The following is a 22,875-nucleotide window of genomic DNA, read 5'->3' on the forward strand; positions in this document are numbered from 1 at the left end:
CGAGGCGAGAAACTGCCCGGCGGTTAGAGCTTAGGGCTGAATCGCGCCACATCCGCCGCGTTCGTGGCGGCACTCATGAGCAGGGCGGCACCCAACATGTGCGCGCCAACCAGGAGGGCGGGGATGCCGTTGTAGTACTGGGCAAAGCCAATGACCGCCTGCAAGACCGTCACGGCGAGCAGCAGCAGCGCCGCAGTGCGGAACGGGCCGGTGATTCCCTTGCGCAGGACGAAGTAGACGGCGAAGACGGCTCCGGCCGTGATGAGGTACGCCGGCACTGCGTGGATGTGCGAGAAGAGATCCCAGTCGAGATCGTTCCGCGGCGCGTTGGCGTCCCCGGCGTGGGGTCCTGCGCCAGTCACCACGACGCCGAGGCACACCGCGACTGCCGAGAAGAACGCGACGGCGGTCATGACGGGGCTCATTGCGCCCGGGATGGGCGCCAACGGCCCCTTCATGAAGCGTCCGGTCCGGCCATAGGCGCGGTTGACGAGGAGCGTGGAGAAGACGACCAGGGCCATGGAAACCAAGAAGTGCAGTCCGACAACCCAGGGGTTCAGATTGGAGAGCACGGTGATGCCGCCGATGATGGCCTGTGCCGGAATGCTGGCAAGCAGGCCAACAGCCAGGAGGAAAAGGTCCCGACGCTCCTTGCGGAGGTTCCACAAATACACCAGCATCAGGATGGCGACGGCCGCCAAGGCGAACGTCAGCATGCGGTTGCCGAATTCGATGAAGCCGTGGATGCCCATCTCCGGCGTGTTCACAAGGGAACCGCTGGTGCAGCGTGGCCATGTCGGGCAGCCGAGCCCCGAGGATGTCAGCCGGACAGCGCCGCCGGTGACCACGAGGACAACCTGGCCGATCAGGGACAACATGGCCAGCCTACGGACGGTGCTGTTGACTTCAGTGGGCAGCTTGGCGGTCAACTGCTGGATGGACTTCGGGAGGCGGGAAGCCGTGCTCACAGTTTTCTCAATTCTCGGTACTCAATTCACGCTGACGGTTCGGTTCCACAACGGGACGCTCAGTTCCATTTGAACCAGCGGACGGCGGCCGCGCCAGGGACGATCGTCCATAGCAGCAGCACAAGAACGTAGGGCAGGGACACGCTGCCATGGAGGAAAGCGTCCCTGAGTGACTGCCCCAGGGCTCCCGAGGGCAGGAAGTGCACAATGTTCTGTGCCAAGTCCGGCAAACGCTCGGCAGGAACCACGATTCCGCCGAGGGCGCCCAGCAGAATCCAGAGCAGGTTCGTGATGGCGAGGGTTGCCTCCGGCCTCACGGTGCCGGCAACCAGAAGCCCTAGCGCGGTGAAGGCGGCAGCACCGAGAACCAAAAGCCCGAGGCCGGGAAGCCAACCTTCAGGACGCGGATGCCAGCCCAGCAATGCGGCCACCGCGCCGATCACCAGGACCTGGAGGACCAGGACGGCCAAGACGGCGATGATCTTGCCTGCAATAAGGCCGGTCCGGCCCAGGGGAGTGGTCGAGAGGAAGCGGAGCACTCCGTAGCGGCGGTCGAAGCCGGTGGCGATGCCTTGGCCCGTAAATGCTGTGGACATGGCACACAGTGCGAGAACGCCCGGGGTCGCGATGTCCACACGGCTCCCGCCCAGTCCATCGAGCAGCGGTGTGACAGTAAGCCCCACCAAGGCCAGCAAGGGCATGATCACCGCGAGGATGAGCTGTTCGCCGTTTCGGATCATGGTCAAGGTTTCGTAGCGGCCTTGCAGCAGGATCCTGCGCATCAAGGGTGCCGGTCCGGCGTGGGGTGTGTTGAGCATGGGGGTTGCGCTGGTCATCGGATGTCCTTTCCGGAAATGTCCAGGAAAACGTCTTCCAAGCTGCGTGCCTCCAAGCGGAGGGACGCTGGCATGATGCCCTTTTCCGCCCACCAGGCCGTGAGTTTCGCCAGGTGTTCCGGAGTCAGTGTTCCGGCGATCGCGTAGCTGCCCGCCCTGCTTTCCGTGATGGTCAGTTCGTCACCGATGGCCGCGGCAATGTCGAGACCGGCGGGAGCATCAAAGAAAAGTGTGCGTTCGGTTACCCCGTCCATGGCTTCGTGGCCGTGGCTTAGCAAGTCGGCGACGGTGCCCTCTGCGACGTTGTGACCGGCGTCGATGATGTAAACGTAGTCCGCAAGCCTCTGGGCGTCGTCCATGAGGTGCGTGGTGAGGATGATGCCCATGCCGGCATCCCGCAGTTCGGCGATGAGTTCAAAGACGATTTGGCGGGACTGCGGATCCAGTCCCGCGCTGGGCTCGTCGAGGAACAGGACTTCGGGATTACCGATCAGGGCAGCCGCAAGCGAGAGCCGTTGCTTTTGGCCACCGGACAAGCGCCGGACGCCGGTGCGGCTGAAGGTGTCGATGCCCAGGCGTTCTATGAGGCTGTCCAAGGGAAGAGGGTTCCGGTACATGCCCGCAATGTGCCGAAGCAAGGGGATGGGACGGGCCGACGGCGGGAGGCCGCCGTCCTGCAGCATCACGCCCACGCGCGAACGAAGGTTCGCTCCGGCGGTATCCGGGTCCTCGCCAAGCAGATCGATGCGGCCGCCAGTACGCTTTTGAAGGCCTTGCGCACATTCGAGGGTGGTAGTTTTGCCCGCGCCATTGGCGCCCAGCAACGCAGTGATCTGGCCGCGTTCTGCAAACATTGACAGTCCGCCGACCACCCGGAGCATCTTGCCGTCAAGGGAAGCCAGCGGGCCGACGTCCTTGATGAGTCCATCGATGGTGAGGACAGGGGATTCGGGGGATCGCACCAAAGTATTCTACGTGAAGTAGTAGGGGTGCAACGGGCAAGGTGCCGCAGGCCAGCCTTGCCTTACTGGATGCGCGGACTAAATTACGACATGATTGTGTTGTGTATTCCATGAGGAGTTCTGTTTCCGTGCCCGCAAGGCATAGCGCGGTCGTGCCTGTGCCCGGCGGCACAGCCGTTGGCGTGGCTGACGCGGAAGACCGCACCCGGGACCGTGTTCTCAACGCGGTGTTGGAGCACGGCCCTGTTAGCGCGGCTGAACTTGGCGACATGCTCGGCTTCACCCCTGCAGCTGTCCGCCGCCACCTGGATCACCTTCAGCGCGCCGGGGTCATCGAGGTAAAACGCGTCGCGAAGGCGGGTGCCGGCGCAGGCCGGCCGGCCCGTCGCTATGTCCTCAGCTCCCAAGGGCAGTCGAATCTCGGGGATGACTACCTGAACATTGCCAGTTCCGCGTTGCGGAGGCTCCGGGACCTCGCCGGCGAAGAAGCTGTGAGGGACTATGCAGCAGAGCGCTTCGCCGAGATGGAAGAGCGATACGCACCCGAAGTCGACCTGGCGGGTTCCGACATTGCGGCCCGCGCTGTGGCGCTGTCCAAGGCGCTGAGCAGGGACGGATACGTCGCGTCGGCTGCGTCGATTGAGACCAAGGCGCCTTTGCCCGCTTCCCTCTCGAGCGTCCAGCTGTGCCAGGGCCATTGCCCCATCCAGCAGCTCGCCGCGGAATTTCCCGTTTTTTGCGACACTGAGACCGAATTTTTTTCCCGTTTGGTCGGCGTCGATGTCCGCAGGCTCTCCACCCTCGCGCAGGGCGGACACGTCTGCACAACCCACATTCCTACCGGCAGGCCAGCCGCCAAGGAGGCCCTCGGGTTTCCCAAGCTGCGGGCCACGCCCCATGTCGAATCCAACAATCAGTAAGAAAGGCCGTGATGACGGGTCAATTAGCTGAAGGAACAGCAGAGAAAGCGCTAGCTGACGGTGCTGTGATCTCGGAGATTCTGGAGAAGAATCCCGAGCTGCACGGTATTGGCAACTACGAGTACGGATGGGCTGACAAGAACGACGTCGGCGCCAACGCACGCCGTGGTCTCAACGAAGAGGTAGTCCGCGACATTTCGGCCAAGAAGAGCGAGCCGCAATGGATGCTGGACCTCCGCCTGAAGGGTTTGAAGTACTTCGACCGCAAGCCCATGCCCACTTGGGGTGCGGACCTCTCGGGCATCGACTTCGACAACATCAAGTACTTCGTGCGCTCCACCGAGAAGCAGGCTGCCACGTGGGAAGACCTCCCCGAGGACATCCGCAACACCTACGAGAAGCTGGGTATCCCGGAAGCCGAGCGCAGCCGCCTCGTGTCCGGCGTGGCCGCACAGTACGAGTCCGAGGTTGTGTACCACCAGATCCGCGAGGACCTGGAAGCACAGGGCGTCATCTTCCTGGACACCGACACCGCGCTTCGCGAGCACCCGGAGATCTTCCAGGAGTACTTCGGCACCATCATTCCGGTGGGCGACAACAAGTTCGCGTCGCTGAACACGGCCGTGTGGTCCGGCGGTTCCTTCGTGTACGTCCCCAAGGGCGTCCACGTGGACATCCCGCTGCAGGCCTATTTCCGCATCAACACGGAAAACATGGGCCAGTTTGAGCGCACCCTGATCATTGCGGACGAGGACTCCTACGTCCACTACATCGAAGGCTGCACCGCTCCGATCTACACTTCGGACTCGCTGCATTCCGCCGTGGTGGAAATCATCGTGAAGAAGGGCGCCCGCGTCCGCTACACGACCATCCAGAACTGGTCCACCAACGTGTACAACCTGGTCACCAAGCGCGCCATCTGCGAAGAAGGCGCCACCATGGAATGGATCGATGGCAACATCGGCTCCAAGGTGACCATGAAGTACCCGGCTGTCTACCTGGTTGGCGAGCACGCCAAGGGTGAGACTCTGTCCATCGCCTTCGCGGGCGAAGGCCAGCACCAGGACACCGGTTCCAAGATGGTCCACATCGCGCCGAACACCAAGAGCTCCATCATTTCCAAGTCCGTGGCCCGCGGCGGCGGTCGTGCAGCATACCGCGGCTTGGTCCAGGTCCGCGAAGGTGCCAAGCACTCCGCCAACACCGTGCGTTGCGATGCCTTGTTGGTAGACACCATTTCCCGTTCCGACACCTATCCCTACATCGACATCCGCGAGGATGACGTGGTGATGGGTCACGAGGCCACCGTTTCCAGAGTCAGTGAGGAGCAGCTCTTCTATCTGATGTCACGCGGTATGCCCGAGGACGAGGCCATGGCCATGATCGTGCGCGGCTTCATTGAGCCGATTGCCCGTGAGTTGCCCATGGAATACGCCCTTGAACTCAACCGCCTGATTGAACTGCAGATGGAAGGATCCGTCGGTTAGCAATGACTGAAATCACTACTGAAAAGGCTCGCATCGGCGCGCCGTCGGCACACCCATTTATCAACGGCTTCACCGAGGAGGGCGAGAACCTCTCGCCGGTCAACACTGGAACCAACACCTCCACGACGTCGGAACGGGCGCCTTCGGCCGGTCCGCTTGCTGGAGCCTCGGCCAAGAGCCACTCCCACGGTGGCGGCGTCGGCGTTCCGGACAGTTCGCGCGCAGGTCGGCTTACCTCGTACAAGCTGGCTGACTTCAAGCCCCTCACCGGCCTGGAGGAAGACTGGCGCTTCACCCCCCTCAAGCGGCTTCGCGGCCTTCACAACGAGGTCCTGTCCGGTTCGGCACCGTCTGTGTCTGTTACGGCCCCGGACGGCGTCGTCGTCGAAACCGTGGGCCGGGAAGACCACCGCATCGGTTCGGCGGCCATTCCGGAGGACCGCGTGTCCGCCAACGCGTGGGAGAACTTCACCGAGGCCACCGTCATTACGGTGCCCGCCGAGCTCCGGCTCGACGGCGAAGTGTCAGTCCTGCTTACCGGCACCTCAACTGAAGCTTCCGCACAGCACATCCTGATCGTGGCGGAGCGATTCTCCAAGGCTGTGGTCGTCCTTGACCACCAAGGCAGCGCCGTCGTGTCCGAGAACGTTGAAATCCTCGTGGAGGACGGCGCGGAGCTCACGGTTATTTCGCTCCAGGAATGGAACGACGACGCCGTGCACGCCTCCTCGCAGCAGGCCAAGATCGGCCGCGACGCGAAATTCAAGCACATCGTGGTTAGCCTCGGCGGCGACGTTGTCCGAGTGACACCTTCGACCCGCTTCACCGCGCCGGGCGCCGACGTCGAGATGTTCGGCTTGTACTTCGCCGACGCCGGGCAGCACCTCGAACAGCGGCTTTTCGTTGACCACGCCGTGGCCAACTGCAAGTCCCGCGTGCTGTACAAGGGCGCCCTGCAGGGCCGCAACGCACACACCGTGTGGGTGGGCGACGTCCTGATCCGCAAGGAAGCAGAAGGCACCGACTCTTACGAGGCCAACCGCAACCTGGTCCTCACGGACGGTGCACGCGCGGACTCCGTGCCGAACCTCGAAATCGAAACCGGCCTGATCGAGGGTGCCGGCCATGCCAGCGCCACCGGCCGCTTCGATGACGAACACTTGTTCTACCTCATGGCACGCGGCATCCCGGAAGACGTCGCCCGCCGTTTGGTGGTCCGTGGCTTCCTCAATGAGATCATCCAGCAGATCAAGGTACCGGCACTCGAAGAGCGCCTGACCGAAGCTGTCGAGCGTGAGCTCGCCGCGAGCGACAACTAATACAAGCCAAGCAGGGAAAACAGATTATGAGCGATCAGCCACAAGGCGAACTGGTATGCAACGCCAATGAGATCCAGGTCAAGCAGGCGCTGCGCATCCTGATCGATGACTACCCCGTGGCCATCGTCAAGGACTCGATGGGCGAGATCCACGCCATCGGCGACACCTGCTCGCACGCGGATATTTCGCTCGCCGAGGGCGAAATCGAAGGTTGCGCTATCGAATGCTGGGGCCACGGCTCCCAGTTCGATCTCCGCACCGGGCAGCCCTTGCAGCTCCCTGCCTATGACCCCGTCCCCGTCTTCGCCGTCACCCTCGACGGTGACGATGTCTACGTGGACGTGACCAACGTTGTGAACGGCGCCTCAGTACAGAACTACTGAGCGCCAAGTGCCTAAAGACTTACGAAAGAAAGAAGAGCATGTCTACTCTTGAGATCAAGGACCTGCACGTCAGCATCGAGACGGAGCAGGGCACCAAGGAGATCCTGAAGGGCGTCAGCCTGACCATCAAAACCGGCGAGACCCACGCAATCATGGGCCCCAACGGTTCGGGCAAGTCCACCTTGGCGTCCACCATTGCCGGCCACCCGCGCTACAACGTCACAAGGGGCACCATCACGCTCGACGGCGAAGACGTCCTGGCCATGAGCGTTGACCAGCGCGCCCGTGCAGGCGTTTTCCTGGCCATGCAGTACCCCGTAGAGGTTCCGGGTGTCACCATGACCAACTTCCTGCGCACCGCCAAAACGGCAATCGATGGCGTAGCACCCGCCCTCCGCACCTGGACCAAGGACGTCAAGGCAGCCATGCAGCTGCTGCGCATCGACGCCGACTTCGCTCAGCGCAACGTCAACGAAGGCTTCTCCGGTGGCGAGAAGAAGCGCGTGGAGATCCTCCAGCTCGAACTCTTCAAGCCGAAGTTCGCCGTGCTTGACGAGACCGACTCCGGCCTGGATGTCGACGCGCTCAAGGTCGTCTCCGAGGGCGTCAACCGCGCCCACGCCACGGGAAACATGGGTACCTTGCTCATCACCCACTACACCCGCATCCTGCGCTACATCAAGCCGGACTTCGTCCACGTGTTTGTTGATGGCCAGGTTGTCGAAGAGGGCGGCCCGGAATTGGCCGACCGCCTCGAAGAAGAAGGCTACGACCGTTACGCCACGGGCGCCGGCGCAGCCACCATTGCTGCTGCCGCAGCGGCACAGGCCTAGTTAGGACTCCCGCCATGACCGAAATCAACGCGGCTCGCACCAGCCTCGAGGACGTCGAGGAGGCGCTCAAGGATGTCATTGACCCGGAACTCGGTGTCAACGTGGTGGACCTTGGGCTGCTCTACGGTCTGAAGTACTCGGAGGAGGACGGCGCGCTGCTCATCGACATGACGTTGACCACCGCAGCTTGTCCGCTGACGGATGTCCTTGAAGAGCAGGTTGGCCAATCGCTCGACGGCATCGTGGACGACTGGCGGCTCAACTGGGTATGGATGCCGCCATGGGGTCCCGAGCGGATCACCGACGACGGCAAAGACCAGATGCGGGCCCTCGGCTTCAACATCTAAGGTCCCCACCGCCTCCCTAGCCTCGCTTCGCTTCGGCCAGGGAACCTTCCCCGCTGCCTCCCAAAACTCGCACGCTCGTTTTGGGACCCTCGGCAGCGTGGGCACAGGCGGCGGAGGCCCCTGCTTACGACGAGTACGACGGCGGCCGGTCACCTTCCCTGGAAGGTGACCGGCCGCCGTCGTACTCTCGTCGAGTGCGCTTAAGGCTGGGCCACACCGAACTTGTGGCGTCACAGAAAGCCGCGGACCCGCGCCAGAGGCTAAAATTCAATGATGCCTTTTCTGGACAAACTTCAGCTCTGGGCCGATGAACGCCCTGACGACGCCGCCGTCGTCGTGGGCGGCAAACGGCTCAACTGGGCTGACCTTCGAGACGCCGCGACCCTGCGTCTGAAAGAGACTGCCGAGACGACGATACTCGCCGAGCCCAATTCCGTGGACTTCGTGGTGGCCTACGCGGCCGCCGTGGCGGGCGGGCGGTGCTGTGCCGTGCTCGACCCTCTCTGGCCGCAGACCATGATCGACGAGGTCGCCCAGAGGATTGGACAAGCCGGGCCCGCCCAAGCGTCGGCTACCGGCCGGGAGCCTGCCGACGGCGACGAGCTGGCAGACGGCCATCCCGACACCACGTTCCTGGTCGGCCTGACCTCTGGAACCACGTCCGTCCCCAAAGCCTTCACCCGTTCACGGCGCTCGTGGCAGGTCTCGTTTGAGGCCTCCATCGAATTTTTCGGACTGACTCCCGAGGACAAAACGCTGGCCCCCGGTCCGCTGGCCGCGAGCCTGAACCTCTATGCCCTGTCTGAGTGCCTCTATGCCGGGGCGGCCTTCCATACCTTGGAGACCTTCGACGTCGGCGATGCCCACGCTGCCATCAGTCACGACGGCGTTACCCGTCTGGTCTTGGCGCCCACCATGCTGCGCCTCTTGAGCGAGCGCGGACTGGCTGGAGGTGTGGACGCATCGGGGGTGGGGAGCATCATCTGCGCGGGTTCGAAGCTGGATGCCCGCACGTTGGAGGCGGCCAGGCGGTGGGCGCCGAATGCTGCAATCTTCGAGTATTACGGCGCTTCGGAGCTCAGTTTCGTTTCCGGAACGCGCCTTTCCGCAGGGGAGCTTCTCGACGCCGGGGGCACTGGCATCGGCGGACCGTTTCCCGGCGTCGAACTCAAGATCATGGACGACGACGGCGCGGAGCAGCCCGAAGGGGCCGACGGCAACATCTGTGTCCGCAGCGGCATGGTCAGCAACGGATACCTGTGGGGCGACGACGGGCAGGCGCTGCGCTGCTTTGACGGTTGGTACACGGTGGGTGACCAGGGCTACTTGGATGCCGGTGTCCTGCATATCCTGGGCCGCCGATCGGACATGATCATCACGTCTGGGAGGAACGTCTATCCCCACGAGGTGGAACTCGCGTTGGCGTGTGTCCCCGGAGTTTCGGCGGCTGTCGCTGCGGGAATGGTCGACGACATTCGCGGCCAGCGGGTCGTGGCAGGAATCCTCCCCGCCTACGGCTCGGTAACGGCGACTCAGGTGAGGACGGGGCTGGATGGTTTGCTCGCCCGGGATAAGCGGCCCCTGCAGTACTTCACCCTGTCCGAATTGCCTGTGACGGACCGCGGAAAAGTCAGCCGCCAGATCCTGCTGGACTGGATTAAGAACAACGATCCCCGGGCAAAACCCCTTGCTTAGCCGCGAGCCGGGCACGGGCCTGGATCCCTCCCGTCAGCCCGTGATCATTGCCGCCCTGCGGACGCCGGTCTGCCGTGCCAACGGACAACTGAAGTCGCTCCGGGCCGAGGATCTCCTGGCCCCGGTCCTGCGTTCATTGCTGACATCCACGGGTGTTTCCGCCTCGGACGTCATAGACGTCGTGATCGGCAATGCGGTGGGCGGCGGCGGCAACCTGGCCCGCTACGCCGCCCTGCAAGCGGGACTCCCGGTGGAGGTTCCCGGCCTGACCGTGGACAGGCAGTGTGGTTCCGGACTCGATGCCATTGCCCTGGCGTCGCGGCTGGTGGCCGCCGGCGGAAATGGAGTCTATTTGGCCGGGGGAGTGGAGAGCATCAGCACAGCACCGCTGCGAGCCAGGCGGAGTCCAGGCCCCGACGGAGAACCGGACTTCTACACGCGCGCCACTTTTGTGCCGCCCGAGTTCGGGGACCCGGATATGGGGGTGGCTGCCGAGAACGTGGCACGGGAGTGTGGCATCAGCCGCGTCCGTCAGGACGATTTCGCCTTGCGCAGCCATCAGCGCGCCGTCGCGGCCAGCGTAGCCGGCGCGTTCGTCCCGGAAATTGTTCCCTTGGAAGCAGGGGGTGCCGTGGTCCACGCCGACGACGGTCCCCGGGCATCGCTGAGGGCCGGACTCATGGCGCGCTTCCCGGCCGCGTTCGTGCCGGGAGGCACTGTTACGGCCGGAAACTCGTGCTTCGACGCTGACGCGGCCTCCGCCGTCGTGATCACTTCACTGGAGCGCGCCAGGCAACTTGGCGCCGACGACGGCCTGCTCGTGCTGGGGTGCGATACCGCAGGGGTGGACCCGGAACTGCTGGGTATCGGGGCTTCGGTAGCGGCCAAACGACTGCTGGCGGCGCTTGAGATTGCGCCGGAGAAACTCGACTTGGTGGAATTCAACGAGGCATTTGCCTCGCAGACCCTCGCCTGCCTTGACGCGCTGGGTGTGGACCCGGAGCGGGCGAACCTCGACGGCGGGGCCCTGGCGCTGGGGCACGGCTATGGTGCGTCGGGGGCGGTTTTGGTCACGCGACTTCTGGCGCAAGCCCGCAGGATTGCCGAAGAGCAGCCAGACCGGGAGAGCCTGGCGCTGGCGATGGTCAGCATCGCAGGTGGAATGGGTACGGCGGCGATGTTCCGGTACGCCTTTCTGCAGGGCGACTAGTCCTCCGGGTCACCCAGGCCACGTGCCGCCAGGGCATCGCCGGTCTGCCGCGCATAAGCCACGGTGGTGATGAACACCGGAAGGATCAGGGCGCGGGGATTGCGTTCCAGCCCCCGCGCGCGGGCCGAGTCACGGACATCGGAGAATGCGCCGGTGATGAACGGAAGGCTGCGCAGCATGATGGCTATGGTCAGCGCAAAGCGCTCCGGGTCTGCCCCGAAACGCTTGAACGGCTTGGACAGTGCCACTACTCCGTCCAGCAATGCCTGCACCGGAGTCGTGGCCGTGAGGACGGACGCCGCGACCACGCAAACGAGCACATTGAGGACGATCCGCGCGGCGACGGGGCCACCCAGCTGCCACCATTGGAAGGCGCCGATGACAAGAAGGATCGGCGCCACCAGCCACACGGAATGCACGAGCCGTTTGAACCCTGCGCCGCTCAGCAGGAAGAGCCCGCACATCACCGCCAGGACCACCGCTGAGACGAGCCAGTCGACAATCAGGAACGATGCCATGCCGCAGCCCGCTACCAGCAGGAACTTCAGCCACAAGGGCGTACGGTGGACGATCGATTCACCCCGCACATAGTTGGGGATCAGGATCCCGCGGCCCGTCACGTCGCCCGCACCTTGCCATGGAGGGATTCGGGTTCCGTCGGCGCGACCGTCCCGGCGCACAACGCACGGTAATGTTCGACGGCGCCGGCTGCTCCACCGTCGAACACTATCCGTCCGCCGTCCACCACCAGGGCGCGCTCCGCTTCCAGCGCGAGGTCGAGATCGTGGGTGGACATGATGATTTGCTGCTCGAGGCCCGCAAGCGTGCGCCGGAGCAGCTCCCGATTACGGAGGTCCAACAGCGTTGATGGCTCATCGAGAACCAGGACAGAGGGATTCACCGCGAGGACGGCGGCGAGGGCGAGCAACTGGCGTTCTCCACCGGAGAGTTCGTAGATGCTCTGATCGGCGAGTTTCAGGAGGCCGAACCGGTCCAGGACAGCTTCGGCCCGCGCCGCACGCTCCTTGGAGTTCTTGATGGAACGCCGCAATGACAGTTCAACATCTTCCCGGCCCGTCGGCATGACAAGCTGAGACAAAGGATCCGTGAAGACAAAACCCACTTGGCTGCGGACGTGGCGAACGTCTCCCATGCTGTCCGCGCCGTTGACGGTGACGGCCCCTTCGCTCGGAGCCACCAAACCGTTGAGCAAGCGCAGCAAAGTGGATTTTCCCGAGCCATTGGCGCCAATGACGGCGATCCTCTGCTCGGTAAGTTCCAACGAGACGTCCCGCAGCAAGGTCTTGGGCGTGGGGCTGCCATCGACGGCCACACGCACGGAGACTTCGCTCAGAACGATGGTGTTCATGTACTGATTGTTCCCGCTCTACTTGACGCGCCGGACCAGGATGTCCGGGAATGCCTTGTGGAGGGCGACGGCGATGATCGCAGCCAGGACGTTCTTGATGGTATCGCCGGGGTAGTAGGGCAGATCGGCCAGGAATGCCTTGGCGAAGTCGAACTTGCCATTGATCATGAAGCCAAGCACGCCGAGGCCGTGGATGAGGACGATGGTGCTGACCATGGCCGATGCGAAGAGGAGCACTGCACGGTACTTGACGGTCTTGCGAATCACTCGAGCCGCGAGCCAGCCGGCGGCAGCGGCAGCCAGCGGGAAGGCGATGATGTAACCGGCTGATGGTGTCGCCAAGATGCCAAGTCCGCTGCGGCCTCCGCTGAAGATCGGCAGTCCGGCGAAACCAAGCAGGGTATAAAGCCCGACGGCGGCAAAAGCCCGGCCGCTGCCGAGCACGAGGCCGGTCAGCAACACGGCAAGCGTCTGCAGGGTGATCGGGACACCCAGGGCGCCAACCGGGATGCCAGGAATCATGGTGGACGCGGCCACCAAGGCCGCGAATACCGCGATGAGGCCGATGTCAGTGGACGTCCAGCGGGTGCGTGGGGAGGTTCGTCGGGTAGCTGCTGCTTCGGTGCTGCTCATGGTGTGTCCTGTCTGGTGCCGGGGGCGGAATGAATCCACTGAAACCGACACTACAGAGCGGCCAGATGCCCCATTTTGTAGGGTGTCCACGAGCAGCGCTGCGAGGCCTTGGGGTCAAGGTACAAAGGACGGTGCTGTTTGCGGCCTGAGCCGCTTCTGGCTAAGCCTCGACGTCCTCTTCCGTTGGGGTGAAGCCCGCGCGGTCCACCTTGCGGTGGTAATGCATGCCGGCCAGTCCGCCCAGTACCGCAGCGACCAAGGTCACCGCTGCCACGACGACGGCGGCGATGATCCCGGTTGTGCTCAACTGTCCCTCATTCACGGGAATCCTCGGGAAGCTGTTCACGTTGGCGAGGATATTGAACCGCTGTCCGGCGACCAAGCCCAGCAGCGCGACGAGGACGGCAACAACAATTGCCCAAAGCCAGACCATGAACCCCTGCCTGACGCCGTTGAACCGGGCCATTCGTCCGGCGACGTAGCCGCCACAATAATAGGAAACGAACAGGATCACCAGGAGCGCGATGATCCCCGCGATCCCCACAGTCTGCGATGTCCCTAGATTCACCGCATCACTGACGTTTGCGTTGTTTGCAAGTCCAACAGCGATTCCCGCCGCTGCGAGGAGGGCCACTAGTAGCACGGCCATCCCCGTGGCGGTCAGCCAGCCGAAGAAGGCGGAGCCAATCTTGATTCCGCCGAAGCGTTCCTTTTCGCGGGCAATAACGGTCTCACGGGTGGCGGCACTTGGATCGGTAGCCGCGGGGACAACTGGATAGCTGCTCGTGTCGTCAACGTAGCCAGGGTTGTTTCCGGGTACATCGTCAACGCCGTCACGCCGTGGTTCGACGGCGTCCGGGATTCCATCCTGGCCGCGGTCGGCTCGGACGTGCTTGCCATCGGATCCTGTTGCACTGCTCATGGAGAGCTCCCTCGCAATTGTCCAATCGGACTCACCTTCGGAACCCCGCAATGCCGGCGCTCCCTACCGGGTCCTAACTTCACCTAACCACGCCTCAAAAATCGTAGCAAGGGTACTTACTAATTCAGGTTCATGCGTGGTCAGCCTTAGCGCTGGCGAGGGTTAGACCCGGCGGGCGGTAGAATCGTAAAGGCCGTTTGTTCGGCCCCTCCACTTCAGCCGCGCCTTGACCTCTGGTGCAGCGGGTGTTCCCCATTGAAAGGCATCCCCCGAATTGATTACCGTCCAGGAACTCGAACTGCGCGCCGGCGCCCGCCTGCTCATGGATCAGGTCAGCTTCCGCGTGGACAAGGGGGACAAGATCGGCCTGGTCGGCCGGAACGGTGCGGGCAAGACCACTCTCACCCGCGTCCTGGCCGGCGAGGGACTGCCTGCGGCAGGCAAGGTTGCCCGCAGTGGTGAGATTGGCTACTTGCCCCAGGATCCGCGGACCCCAGACATGGAACAGCTCGCACGCGACCGGATACTTTCCGCCCGCGGACTCGACGTGGTGGTGGGCAAGCTGAAACAGGCCCAAACGGACATGTCCAGCGAAGACGCCACCATCCAGCGCAAGGCCATGAACCGCTACGATCGCCTGGAAGCCGAGTTCCTCGCAGGAGGCGGATATGCCGCCGAGGCCGAAGCCGCGGCTATTTCCTCCAACCTGGCCCTTCCCGAGCGCCTCCTGAACCAGCCGCTCAAGACACTCTCCGGTGGCCAGCGTCGCCGCGTGGAGCTGGCCCGGATCCTCTACTCCGACGCCGAAACCCTCCTCCTGGACGAACCCACCAACCACCTCGATGCCGACTCCATCACGTGGCTCCGCGACTTCCTCAAGGGCCACCAAGGCGGGCTGATTGTGATCAGCCACGACGTGGAGCTCCTCGAGGCCACGGTGAACAAGGTCTACCACCTGGACGCCAACCGGGCCCAGATCGATTTCTACAACATGGGCTGGAAGCGCTACCTGCAACAGCGTGAAACTGACGAACGTGCCCGCAAGCGCGAGCGCGCCAATGCCGAGAAGAAGGCCCAGGTCCTCATGGACCAGGCCAACAAGATGCGCGCCAAAGCCACCAAGGCCGTGGCAGCGCAGAACATGGCAAAGCGTGCAGAGCGGCTGCTTGGCGGCCTGGAAGCAGTCCGTGAGCATGACCGCGTGGCAGCCCTGCGGTTCCCGGATCCAGCTCCCTGTGGCAAGACTCCGCTCACGGCTGAAGGCTTGAGCAAGTCCTACGGCTCCCTGGAAATCTTCACGGATGTGGACCTCGCAATCGACCGCGGTTCCAAGGTGGTCATCCTGGGCCTCAACGGCGCCGGCAAGACCACTCTCCTGCGCATGCTTGCTGGAGTCGACAAGCCGGACACCGGCGAAATCGTCCCGGGCCATGGCCTCAAGGTGGGCTACTACGCCCAGGAGCACGAAACCCTTGACCACGATCGCACTGTCCTGGAGAACATGCGTTCATCCGCCCCGGACATGAAGGACGCTGAGGTCCGTGGGATCCTCGGCTCGTTCCTGTTCTCGGGCGACGACGTCGACAAGCCGGCAGGCGTGCTTTCCGGTGGTGAGAAGACGCGACTGGCCCTGGCCACGATTGTGGCCTCGAGCGCCAACGTGCTGCTTCTGGATGAGCCCACCAACAACCTTGACCCCGCCAGCCGCGCGGAGATCCTGGGCGCTCTGCGAAACTATTCGGGCGCCGTCGTGCTCGTCAGCCACGATGAAGGCGCTGTGGAGGCGTTGAACCCGGAACGCGTGGTCTTGCTCCCGGACGGCGTCGAGGACCACTGGAACGAAGACTACCTGGACCTCATCACCCTCGCTTAGGATCACCCGCGCTTAGGGGACCGCCTCAGGGCATATCCCACGGCGCGGAAGCAAGGGGCCGGCCGAGTTCGATGTAGCTCTTCAGATTGGACAGCACGGCCGACCAACCTCGGCTCGCAATGGCTAGTTGCTCGTCGTCGGCGATGTTCCTGTGGTGGACGGTAAGCCTGGCAATGTCGTCATGCGACTCAATGGTGAACGTGACCACGTCCGGCTTGCCAACTTCGGGAGCCGTCGGATCTTCCCAGGTGTTCACGAGCCGCACCGGCGGCGTTGCCTCCAGGACCGTGCCTACGACGTCCGCGGTACCGGAACCATCCGTGCGTTGGTGCTCCCAGCGCGAACCTGCTTTCCAGTCCGAGACATTGGCGTGGCCCCAGTATTCAGCGGTCTGGGCGGCATCCGTCAACGCCGTCCAGATCCGGTCCGGGGTTCCTTCGATGTACGTGACGTACGTGTATTCAGCCATGCCAACCAGCCTAGCCGCAGGCGGCAGCGGATCAACCGTCCGTCGGATCAAGAGCCCAGCGGACCTGCAACTCAGCGGACCGGCAAGGGCTGCGCGGCCGTAATCCGTTGGAGCTCGCTGTAGCTGATGGAAAACATCGAGTTATGGTCGCCCGCGCCTGCCCAAAGGAGCGGATGCTCCTGGAGGGATATGTCGAGGATCGTGCGTATGGGCTGTGGGTGGCCGACGGGGGCCACGCCACCCACAGCCTGGCCGGTGTGCTCCAGGACGAAGTCCGGGCTTGCCCGGCGGATCCTTGCGGTACCCAAGGTTGCCGCCACCAAGGCTGTGTCCACCTTCGCGGCTCCGCTCGCGAGAATCAGCAGGGGCGCGCCGTCGAGCTCGAAGACCAAGCTGTTGGCGATCGCCGCTACATCGCAGCCCAGCAGGGCCGCGGCGGCAGCGGCTGTCGGGACGTCGTCGTCGAAAGTCCGCACCGTGTCCGGGGCACCGGCCGCGGTCAACGCGGACTTCACGTTCAGGACGGGGGAGGGGATCTCCTCAGTAGCCTTGGGCATCCAGGATCGCGTCTTCCTCTTCTTCGGCCGTTGGCCGCTTTGACTTCCGTGGCGCGGGGGCCTTGCGACGAGGCATCGCACTGATTTCTTCTTCCTCGTCTTCGGCATCAATCCGGGCATTCCGGGCCTGTTGCCTTGCCGCATAGCCAAAGCCGACGAACATCAGCACGCCGAAGGCAAACCACTGCAGGGAATAGGACAGGTGGGTGCCCTCGTCCGTGGCCGGCTTGGGGAACGGTGCGGGCATTTGCTGGACAGCAGGCGATTCCGTGGCCAACTGCCCATAGGCCCCGGTCAAGATGGGGTAGCCAAGCTCTGCGGCGTAGGAATGCAGATCGATGGATGCCAGTTGGCCGTCGACGGCGCCGCGGTCCAGCTTCGGTTCCGAGGCCTTCAAGCGCGCGACGACGGTAACCTCGCCGGCCGGCGGGGCCGGGATGCTGTCAGGGTGGCCGGGAGTCTTGTTTCCGATGGGCAGCCACCCGCGATCAACCACCACGGCCTCGCCGCTCGTCAAACGGAACGGGACCACCACCTCGTATCCGGGCTGGCCGTTGAGAGGCCGGTTGCGCACAACGCGTTGGCCCGCCACGTCATAGCTTCCGCGCAGCTCCACCTGCGTCCATTCCCGCTCCGGGTCCAAGGACAGGAACTCCGCCTTGGCGGCGGAGAACGGAAGGGGAGTGGCTGAATAGTTACTGACAACACGGTTGATTTCCGCCAACGTTTCGGCTCGGCGATCCATTTGCCAGCGACCCAGGAAAACACAGCCCGCAGCAAAGATCACGGCCAGAACGAAGTAGCCCAGCCACTTGCTGGAAAAAAGAAAGCGGTACATTCAGCGGGCCTCGCCTGGGTCTGTGGTCTTATCGAAGGGTATCGTCTCTTTCCACAGGCCGCGGGTCTGCAGGTAGTCCTCCAACCATTCCCGGTGCTCCTGGCAGGAAAGCCACACCTTGCGGCGATCAGGAGTGTGGATACGCGGGTTGTTCCACAAGAGCTGCCACGTGGCCTCTGCCCGGCAGGCCTTGCGAGAGCACACCGCTGCGGGTGACCCGCGATGACCAACCTGCTGCTCATTCTCCAGACCAGAGCCGCCCATTGTGAAGATGTTCATGAAGCCGCCTGTTCTTCCCCGGTATGCGGATATATGAGCTTGCCGCTGCCGACGATGCCTTCCGTTTCCGGGCGGGAATCTTCCTGGTGCGTGGCATCGTCGTCGATCAGTTCACCTTCCAACACCGTCACAGTCGCCGGGGGCGACTCCGGTTCTGCCTCAGATGACGCTTCCAGCTCGACCGCCGGCACGTAATCCAATAAAGCATCGCTGTGGATTTCGGCCTTGTCGCTGCCGTTGGCGATCACAACAGCAATCCAAGGCAGGAACACGGCCCCGGCAACGGCGATGATCTTGAACCAGCCATCAACCACGAAAATGAGGATGATGCACACCATACGAATACCCATGGCCACCGCGTACTTGATCATTCGGTCGCGCATGTCGTCCGAATGGGAAGAGGCGGCATCGGTAATGCTGTGCACCATGGGGTCACCCGAAACGGCGTCCGGGTCCCCGGGCGCCTGCTGCAGGGGACTGCTATCTCTTGTCACGGCTGATTCATCACGCTCCAACGGCTTCCCTTAATTCTCTCACCATGGAACCGGCCGCCCAAACCGCGCCGAGGGCAGCCACCCGCAGCAGAGGGCTCCCGGCGGCTAAGATCGATCCAGGATTCACCCTTTTTCAAGCGGCACTGTGCTGCCGCGGAACTCTGGAGAACAGCATGTCTGAAGCAGTATCAACCGCCCGCAGTGTCCTCATCACGGGCGGAAACCGCGGCATCGGCCTGGCAATCGCAGAGTCATTCCTGGCCAACGGCGACAAAGTTGCAGTGACCTACCGCAGCGAAACGCCCCTTCCCGAAGGCATCCTCGGCGTCAAAGCCGATGTGACGGACGAGGCTTCCCTTGACGCGGCATTCAAGGAAGTTGAGGCTGCCCACGGTCCCGTTGAGGTCTTGGTGGCCAACGCAGGGATCACCAAGGACACGCTTCTCTTGCGCATGAGCGAGGACGACTTCACCTCGGTCATCGACACCAACCTGACCGGGGCCTTCCGTGCCATCAAGCGGGCGTCCAAAGGCATGATCCGCCTTCGCAAGGGACGCATCGTGCTGATCTCCTCCGTCTCGGGTCTCTACGGCGCCCCGGGGCAGATCAATTACTCGGCCTCGAAGGCGGGCATGGTGGGGATCGCCCGTTCCCTGACCCGCGAACTTGGCAGCCGCGGCATCACGGCAAACGTAGTGGCCCCAGGCTTCATCAACACCGACATGACCGCCGAGCTTCCTGAAGATACCCAGAAGGCCTACTTGGCCAGTGTTCCAGCCGGCCGCTTCGCCGAAGCGTCCGAGGTCGCCAACGTAGTCCGTTGGCTTGCAAGCGACGAGGCCGCTTACATTTCCGGAGCAGTTATCCCGGTGGACGGCGGCTTGGGTATGGGCCACTAGGTCCTTCCTTGCGGCGGCAGGGTGTTGGCGAAAGCGCAAAACACCTCCACTGCTTCTTGTGGGGAATCCACAGACGGAATGGGGAAGTCCGCTGGCATGATTGACTCAGGACTAATAGAACTTGGATGTTTTAAACAAAGGAGCACGAATGGGACTGCTGGACAACAAGACGGCAATCGTCACCGGTTCTTCACGCGGCATCGGCGCTGAAGTAGCCAAGATCCTGGCCGGCGAGGGCGCTGCCGTCGTCGTCAACTACCGCCAGAAGGCCCCACGGGCCAACAAGGTTGTAGGCGAGATCCAAGCAGCCGGTGGCCGCGCTGTCGCCGTCGGCGCGGACCTGACCACCCAGGAAGGCGTCCAGGCACTGGCGAGCGCCGCCATGGAGGAATTCGGTTCGCTGAACGTCTTGGTGCTCAACGCTTCCGGCGGCATGGAATCCGGCATGGAAGAGGACTACGCCCTCAAGCTGAACCGTGACGCCCAGATCAACATGCTCAACGCAGCAGTTCCGCTGATGCCGGAAGGCTCCCGAGTGGTCTTCGTCACCAGCCACCAGGCGCATTTCGTCGAGACCGTTCCCACGATGCCCGAGTACGAGCCGGTCGCCCGCAGCAAGCGCGCCGGTGAAGACGCATTGCGCGAATTGCTCCCGAGCCTGGCCGACAAGGGCATCTCCCTCGTTGTGGTTTCCGGCGACATGATCGAGGGCACCGTAACGGCTACCTTGCTGGACCGCTCCAACCCGGGCGCCATTGAGGCCCGCCGTGCCGAGGCCGGCAAGCTGTATTCCGTGGAGGAATTCGCTGCCGAGGTGGCAAAGATGGTCACGGCCGACGTCGAGAGTGGCCACACCGAGTATGTCGGCGGCGCCGACTACTTCGGCAAGAGCGCCTGATAGATTTCAAACACGAAGAAGCGGCCGGGACATTGTCCCGGCCGCTTCTTCGATCGCTCGTGAATTCGGATCAGACGCCGGCGATATGCCGGACCGCGTCGAGGTAGGGCATGTTGATGGCGGCGTCGGCGACCGCCCGGACGGCGGGCTTGGCGTTGAACGCGACACCGATGCCCGCCGCGCCCAGCATGTCGAGGTCGTTCGCGCCGTCGCCCACGGCGATGGTGTGCTCCAGGTCGATCCCTTCGGCGGCCGCCCACTCGCGAAGGTACTTCTCCTTGGCCGCACGGTCGATCACGTCGCCGAGGACCTTGCCCGTCAGGAAGCCGTCAACGATCTCGAGTTCATTTGCGATCCAGTAGTCCAGCCCGAGTTCCTCCGCGATAGGTTGCAGGATCTGGTTGAAGCCGCCTGACACCACCGCCACCGCATGGCCCGCGGCTTTGAACGCAGCGACGAGTTCCGCTGCACCTTCGCTCAAGCGGACCTCGGCACGGACGGCGTCGACGACGGCGGCCGGCAGGCCTGCCAGCACTGCCACCCGGGCATGCAGGCTTTGCGCGAAGTCCAATTCGCCACGCATCGCGGCCTCAGTGACGGCGGCTACTTCCTCGCGCTTGCCGGCGTGTGCAGCAAGCAGTTCGATGACTTCCTGCTGGATCAGGGTGGAATCGACGTCCATGATCAGCATCTTGCGGGAGGCATCACGCAGGGCGTCGGCCACGATTGCGGTGTCCATGCCGGGAGCCGCGGCATCTGCCACCTGGCGCCGGATGCCGGACAAGTCAGCGGCAGTAGCTCCATCAACGGCCAGGCCAATGGTGTACACCCCAAAGCGATCGTCCCCCGAACGGGACTCAGACGTGAAGGAAGCCCCCGAGCCGGACAGTACCTCGCGCAGGCGTTCAAGCTCCGAGGGGGACAAATTCACGCCATAGCTGACTGCGGTCAAGTTCGAACTCATGGCTGCAATCTTATCCAGCGTGGAAGCACCGCCCGAATTCCTGTTTCATTCGATGCGACGCGCAAACGGTGTGACCGTAGTTTCGGTTATCTATCACCCCCATTTTTGTCCTAGTGTCTACTCCTATGAGTGATGTTCTGGAATTGGCTTCCGTCAGCGTTGTCCGAGGTACCAAGACCCTGCTGGACAAAGTTGACTGGCAGGTCAATGAAGGCGAACGCTGGGTCATCCTCGGTCCCAACGGCGCAGGCAAGACCACCCTGCTCCAGATCGCCGCCGCTCGGATGCATCCCACCAGTGGAAAAGCCGGGATCCTCGATGAGACGCTCGGCCGGGTTGACGTCTTCGACCTCCGTCCGCGCATCGGTCTTTCCTCCGCAGCTTTGGCCACCCAGATCCCGGAACACGAAAAGGTGCTCAACGTGGTGGTCACGGCTGCCTACGGCGTGACCGGCCGCTGGCGTGAAGGATACGAGCGCGACGACGAGCGCCGCGCCTTCGGCCTTCTCAATGAATGGGGGATGGGTCCGCTGCTGAACCGGTCCTTCTCCTCGCTCTCCGAAGGTGAGCGCAAGCGTGTGCAGATTGCCCGGGCCCTCATGACCGATCCTGAGCTACTCCTACTCGACGAGCCGGCCGCGGGCCTGGACCTTGGCGGCCGCGAAGAGCTGGTCCACAAACTCGGCGAACTCGCCCGCGACGAGGACGCTCCCGCCATGGTTCTGGTGACGCACCACCTGGAGGAAGTCCCGCCCGGATTTACGCATGCCATGCTTCTCCGCGATGGCGGCGTGGTGGCCGCGGGACCCATCGAGGAGGTCCTGACCGCAGAGCATCTCAGTAACACCTTTGGCCTGCCCCTGGACGTGACCGAGAACTCCGGTCGCTACACGGCCACCGCCCGCCGCTAGGCACGGGCACCGAGAAGCAGTGGAGATCCTTAGCGGTATCCTGATCTTTTTCGCGGGCTTGTGGGCCGGAACCATCAACAGCGTGGTCGGCTCGGGCACGCTTGTAACGTTCCCGGTCCTCATTGCCCTGGGCTACGCACCTGTCACGGCGACCATCAGCAGCGCCATGGGGCTTGTCGCGGGCAACGTGACAGGGGCGTGGGGCTATCGCCACGAACTCAGGGGCCGGGGCAGGCAGTTGCTCAGGCTCTTGCCGGCGTCGTTGCTTGGCGGCATCACGGGTGCCTGGCTGTTGCTCCACCTCCCGGAGAAGGTCTTCTACTACGCCGCTCCGATCTTGATCGTGGTCGCGCTGCTCATGGTGCTCTTCCAGCCCAAACTCCAACGGTGGGTCCAGGACCGGGCCGGCAACCCGGAGCACGCCATCTACGACAAGCGGCACACCGTGATCCTCGTTGTGCTGGTATTCCTCGCCGGGGTCTATGGTGGCTACTTCGTCGCTGCCCAGGGCATCTTGCTCGTCGGCATTCTGGGTGTTTTCATGACGGGCACCATCCAGAACGCCAACGCCATGAAGAACATCCTGGTGTTGGCCGTCAACGTGGTGGCCGCGTGCTCCTACCTCTTGTTCGCCTTCGGCCGGATCGAGTGGCCCGTCGTCGCGATCATCGCCGTCAGTTCGTTGATCGGGGGTCTTGTGGGCTCCAAAGTGGGGCGGCGCCTGAAACCTCTGGCCCTCCGCATTGTGATTTTCGCGCTCGGCATCGTGGCACTCGGCTTCATGATCGCCAACTTGCTGAAATAGGAAC

At 63.5% G+C, this 22,875-nt stretch carries 26 protein-coding genes; 13 read left to right on the forward strand and 13 right to left on the reverse strand.

All coding sequences use genetic code 11. From position 1 onward, the window contains the following. Positions 1 to 23: 23 nt before the first annotated feature. From AC3ANQ_RS10905 to AC3ANQ_RS10915, 3 genes are read right to left on the reverse strand one after another with little or no spacing between them, the layout of a single operon-like run. Positions 24 to 968, reverse strand: a complete 945-nt coding sequence (locus AC3ANQ_RS10905) for a COX15/CtaA family protein (protein ID WP_488305066.1) — start codon at positions 966 to 968, stop codon at positions 24 to 26. 59 nt (positions 969 to 1,027) lie between these two features. After that, a complete protein-coding gene (locus AC3ANQ_RS10910; protein WP_488305067.1) occupies positions 1,028 to 1,804 on the reverse strand; it encodes an ABC transporter permease in 777 nt (258 codons plus the stop codon). After that, complete coding sequence (locus AC3ANQ_RS10915; RefSeq protein WP_488305068.1) at positions 1,801 to 2,766, reverse strand: ABC transporter ATP-binding protein; 966 nt, start codon at positions 2,764 to 2,766, stop codon at positions 1,801 to 1,803. The genes AC3ANQ_RS10910 and AC3ANQ_RS10915 overlap by 4 nt, the downstream gene beginning before the upstream one ends. A gap of 101 nt (positions 2,767 to 2,867) precedes the next feature. On the opposite strand from AC3ANQ_RS10915, the gene AC3ANQ_RS10920 reads away from it, so the two are divergent. The 8 genes from AC3ANQ_RS10920 (at position 2,868) to AC3ANQ_RS10955 (ending at position 10,960) form a co-directional block, all read left to right on the forward strand. Then, positions 2,868 to 3,686: a helix-turn-helix transcriptional regulator gene (locus tag AC3ANQ_RS10920; RefSeq protein ID WP_488305069.1), complete on the forward strand. Its 819-nt coding sequence runs from the start codon at positions 2,868 to 2,870 to the stop codon at positions 3,684 to 3,686. Between the two features lie 11 nt (positions 3,687 to 3,697). Then, complete coding sequence (gene sufB / locus AC3ANQ_RS10925; RefSeq protein ID WP_395796829.1) at positions 3,698 to 5,173, forward strand: Fe-S cluster assembly protein SufB; 1,476 nt, start codon at positions 3,698 to 3,700, stop codon at positions 5,171 to 5,173. A gap of 2 nt (positions 5,174 to 5,175) precedes the next feature. Then, the gene (gene sufD, locus AC3ANQ_RS10930; protein ID WP_488305070.1) at positions 5,176 to 6,492 is read left to right on the forward strand and encodes a Fe-S cluster assembly protein SufD; all 1,317 of its coding nucleotides are present in this window, start codon (positions 5,176 to 5,178) and stop codon (positions 6,490 to 6,492) included. A 26-nt stretch (positions 6,493 to 6,518) separates the two neighbouring features. After that, positions 6,519 to 6,875: a non-heme iron oxygenase ferredoxin subunit gene (locus AC3ANQ_RS10935; protein ID WP_059389267.1), complete on the forward strand. Its 357-nt coding sequence runs from the start codon at positions 6,519 to 6,521 to the stop codon at positions 6,873 to 6,875. 38 nt (positions 6,876 to 6,913) lie between these two features. Next, positions 6,914 to 7,708 carry a Fe-S cluster assembly ATPase SufC gene (gene sufC / locus AC3ANQ_RS10940; protein WP_265977540.1) on the forward strand — a complete coding sequence of 265 codons (795 nt, stop codon included), beginning with the start codon at positions 6,914 to 6,916 and terminating at the stop codon, positions 7,706 to 7,708. Positions 7,709 to 7,722: 14 nt separating this feature from the next. Continuing rightward, entirely contained in the window at positions 7,723 to 8,055 is a 333-nt protein-coding gene (locus tag AC3ANQ_RS10945) for a metal-sulfur cluster assembly factor (protein ID WP_059389266.1), read from the forward strand. A gap of 273 nt (positions 8,056 to 8,328) precedes the next feature. Next, on the forward strand, positions 8,329 to 9,750 hold the full coding sequence (locus tag AC3ANQ_RS10950) for a class I adenylate-forming enzyme family protein (protein WP_488305071.1): 1,422 nt from the start codon (positions 8,329 to 8,331) through the stop codon (positions 9,748 to 9,750). Then, positions 9,743 to 10,960 carry a thiolase family protein gene (locus AC3ANQ_RS10955; protein WP_488305072.1) on the forward strand — a complete coding sequence of 406 codons (1,218 nt, stop codon included), beginning with the start codon at positions 9,743 to 9,745 and terminating at the stop codon, positions 10,958 to 10,960. The genes AC3ANQ_RS10950 and AC3ANQ_RS10955 overlap by 8 nt, the downstream gene beginning before the upstream one ends. Here AC3ANQ_RS10955 and AC3ANQ_RS10960 read toward each other — a convergent pair. The 4 genes from AC3ANQ_RS10960 to AC3ANQ_RS10975 all read right to left on the reverse strand — a co-directional run bounded on the left by AC3ANQ_RS10960 (position 10,957) and on the right by AC3ANQ_RS10975 (position 13,884). Then, complete coding sequence (locus tag AC3ANQ_RS10960; protein ID WP_488305073.1) at positions 10,957 to 11,580, reverse strand: energy-coupling factor transporter transmembrane component T family protein; 624 nt, start codon at positions 11,578 to 11,580, stop codon at positions 10,957 to 10,959. The two genes, AC3ANQ_RS10955 and AC3ANQ_RS10960, sit on opposite strands and share 4 nt — an antisense overlap. Then, positions 11,577 to 12,329, reverse strand: a complete 753-nt coding sequence (locus tag AC3ANQ_RS10965; RefSeq protein WP_488305074.1) for an energy-coupling factor ABC transporter ATP-binding protein — start codon at positions 12,327 to 12,329, stop codon at positions 11,577 to 11,579. The genes AC3ANQ_RS10960 and AC3ANQ_RS10965 overlap by 4 nt, the downstream gene beginning before the upstream one ends. Before the next feature lie 18 nt (positions 12,330 to 12,347). Further along, positions 12,348 to 12,962, reverse strand: a complete 615-nt coding sequence (locus AC3ANQ_RS10970; protein WP_488305075.1) for a biotin transporter BioY — start codon at positions 12,960 to 12,962, stop codon at positions 12,348 to 12,350. A 160-nt stretch (positions 12,963 to 13,122) separates the two neighbouring features. Beyond that, the gene (locus tag AC3ANQ_RS10975; RefSeq protein WP_488305076.1) at positions 13,123 to 13,884 is read right to left on the reverse strand and encodes a hypothetical protein; all 762 of its coding nucleotides are present in this window, start codon (positions 13,882 to 13,884) and stop codon (positions 13,123 to 13,125) included. 274 nt (positions 13,885 to 14,158) lie between these two features. On the opposite strand from AC3ANQ_RS10975, the gene AC3ANQ_RS10980 reads away from it, so the two are divergent. Continuing rightward, entirely contained in the window at positions 14,159 to 15,757 is a 1,599-nt protein-coding gene (locus AC3ANQ_RS10980; RefSeq protein ID WP_268021522.1) for an ABC-F family ATP-binding cassette domain-containing protein, read from the forward strand. Between the two features lie 25 nt (positions 15,758 to 15,782). On the opposite strand, the gene AC3ANQ_RS10985 is transcribed toward AC3ANQ_RS10980, so the two are convergent. The 5 genes from AC3ANQ_RS10985 to AC3ANQ_RS11005 form a co-directional block, all read right to left on the reverse strand. Next, complete coding sequence (locus AC3ANQ_RS10985) at positions 15,783 to 16,226, reverse strand: SRPBCC domain-containing protein (protein ID WP_488305077.1); 444 nt, start codon at positions 16,224 to 16,226, stop codon at positions 15,783 to 15,785. A gap of 71 nt (positions 16,227 to 16,297) precedes the next feature. After that, complete coding sequence (locus tag AC3ANQ_RS10990) at positions 16,298 to 16,783, reverse strand: YbaK/EbsC family protein (protein WP_488305078.1); 486 nt, start codon at positions 16,781 to 16,783, stop codon at positions 16,298 to 16,300. Then, complete coding sequence (locus AC3ANQ_RS10995) at positions 16,767 to 17,621, reverse strand: SURF1 family cytochrome oxidase biogenesis protein (RefSeq protein WP_488305079.1); 855 nt, start codon at positions 17,619 to 17,621, stop codon at positions 16,767 to 16,769. Before AC3ANQ_RS10995 ends, AC3ANQ_RS10990 begins: the two co-directional genes overlap by 17 nt. Continuing rightward, positions 17,622 to 17,900 carry a hypothetical protein gene (locus AC3ANQ_RS11000; RefSeq protein WP_488305080.1) on the reverse strand — a complete coding sequence of 93 codons (279 nt, stop codon included), beginning with the start codon at positions 17,898 to 17,900 and terminating at the stop codon, positions 17,622 to 17,624. Beyond that, positions 17,897 to 18,415, reverse strand: coding sequence for a DUF3099 domain-containing protein (locus tag AC3ANQ_RS11005; RefSeq protein WP_488305081.1), 519 nt, complete (start codon positions 18,413 to 18,415; stop codon positions 17,897 to 17,899). The genes AC3ANQ_RS11000 and AC3ANQ_RS11005 overlap by 4 nt, the downstream gene beginning before the upstream one ends. 152 nt (positions 18,416 to 18,567) lie before the next feature. On the opposite strand from AC3ANQ_RS11005, the gene AC3ANQ_RS11010 reads away from it, so the two are divergent. Both AC3ANQ_RS11010 and AC3ANQ_RS11015 read left to right on the forward strand, forming a co-directional pair. Beyond that, on the forward strand, positions 18,568 to 19,293 hold the full coding sequence (locus tag AC3ANQ_RS11010; protein ID WP_488305082.1) for a beta-ketoacyl-ACP reductase: 726 nt from the start codon (positions 18,568 to 18,570) through the stop codon (positions 19,291 to 19,293). 148 nt (positions 19,294 to 19,441) lie between these two features. Continuing rightward, on the forward strand, positions 19,442 to 20,191 hold the full coding sequence (locus AC3ANQ_RS11015) for an SDR family oxidoreductase (RefSeq protein ID WP_488305083.1): 750 nt from the start codon (positions 19,442 to 19,444) through the stop codon (positions 20,189 to 20,191). Positions 20,192 to 20,261: 70 nt separating this feature from the next. Here the strand turns inward: AC3ANQ_RS11015 and serB are convergent, their stop codons facing one another. Next, complete coding sequence (gene serB, locus AC3ANQ_RS11020; RefSeq protein ID WP_488305084.1) at positions 20,262 to 21,155, reverse strand: phosphoserine phosphatase SerB; 894 nt, start codon at positions 21,153 to 21,155, stop codon at positions 20,262 to 20,264. A 125-nt stretch (positions 21,156 to 21,280) separates the two neighbouring features. Between serB and AC3ANQ_RS11025 the strand changes: the two genes are divergently transcribed. Both AC3ANQ_RS11025 and AC3ANQ_RS11030 read left to right on the forward strand, forming a co-directional pair. Then, positions 21,281 to 22,066 carry an ABC transporter ATP-binding protein gene (locus AC3ANQ_RS11025; protein ID WP_265977520.1) on the forward strand — a complete coding sequence of 262 codons (786 nt, stop codon included), beginning with the start codon at positions 21,281 to 21,283 and terminating at the stop codon, positions 22,064 to 22,066. Positions 22,067 to 22,085: 19 nt separating this feature from the next. Beyond that, on the forward strand, positions 22,086 to 22,871 hold the full coding sequence (locus tag AC3ANQ_RS11030) for a sulfite exporter TauE/SafE family protein (RefSeq protein ID WP_488305085.1): 786 nt from the start codon (positions 22,086 to 22,088) through the stop codon (positions 22,869 to 22,871). Positions 22,872 to 22,875: the final 4 nt, after the last annotated feature.

This window comes from Arthrobacter sp. DMZ02-1R (assembly GCF_057747935.1).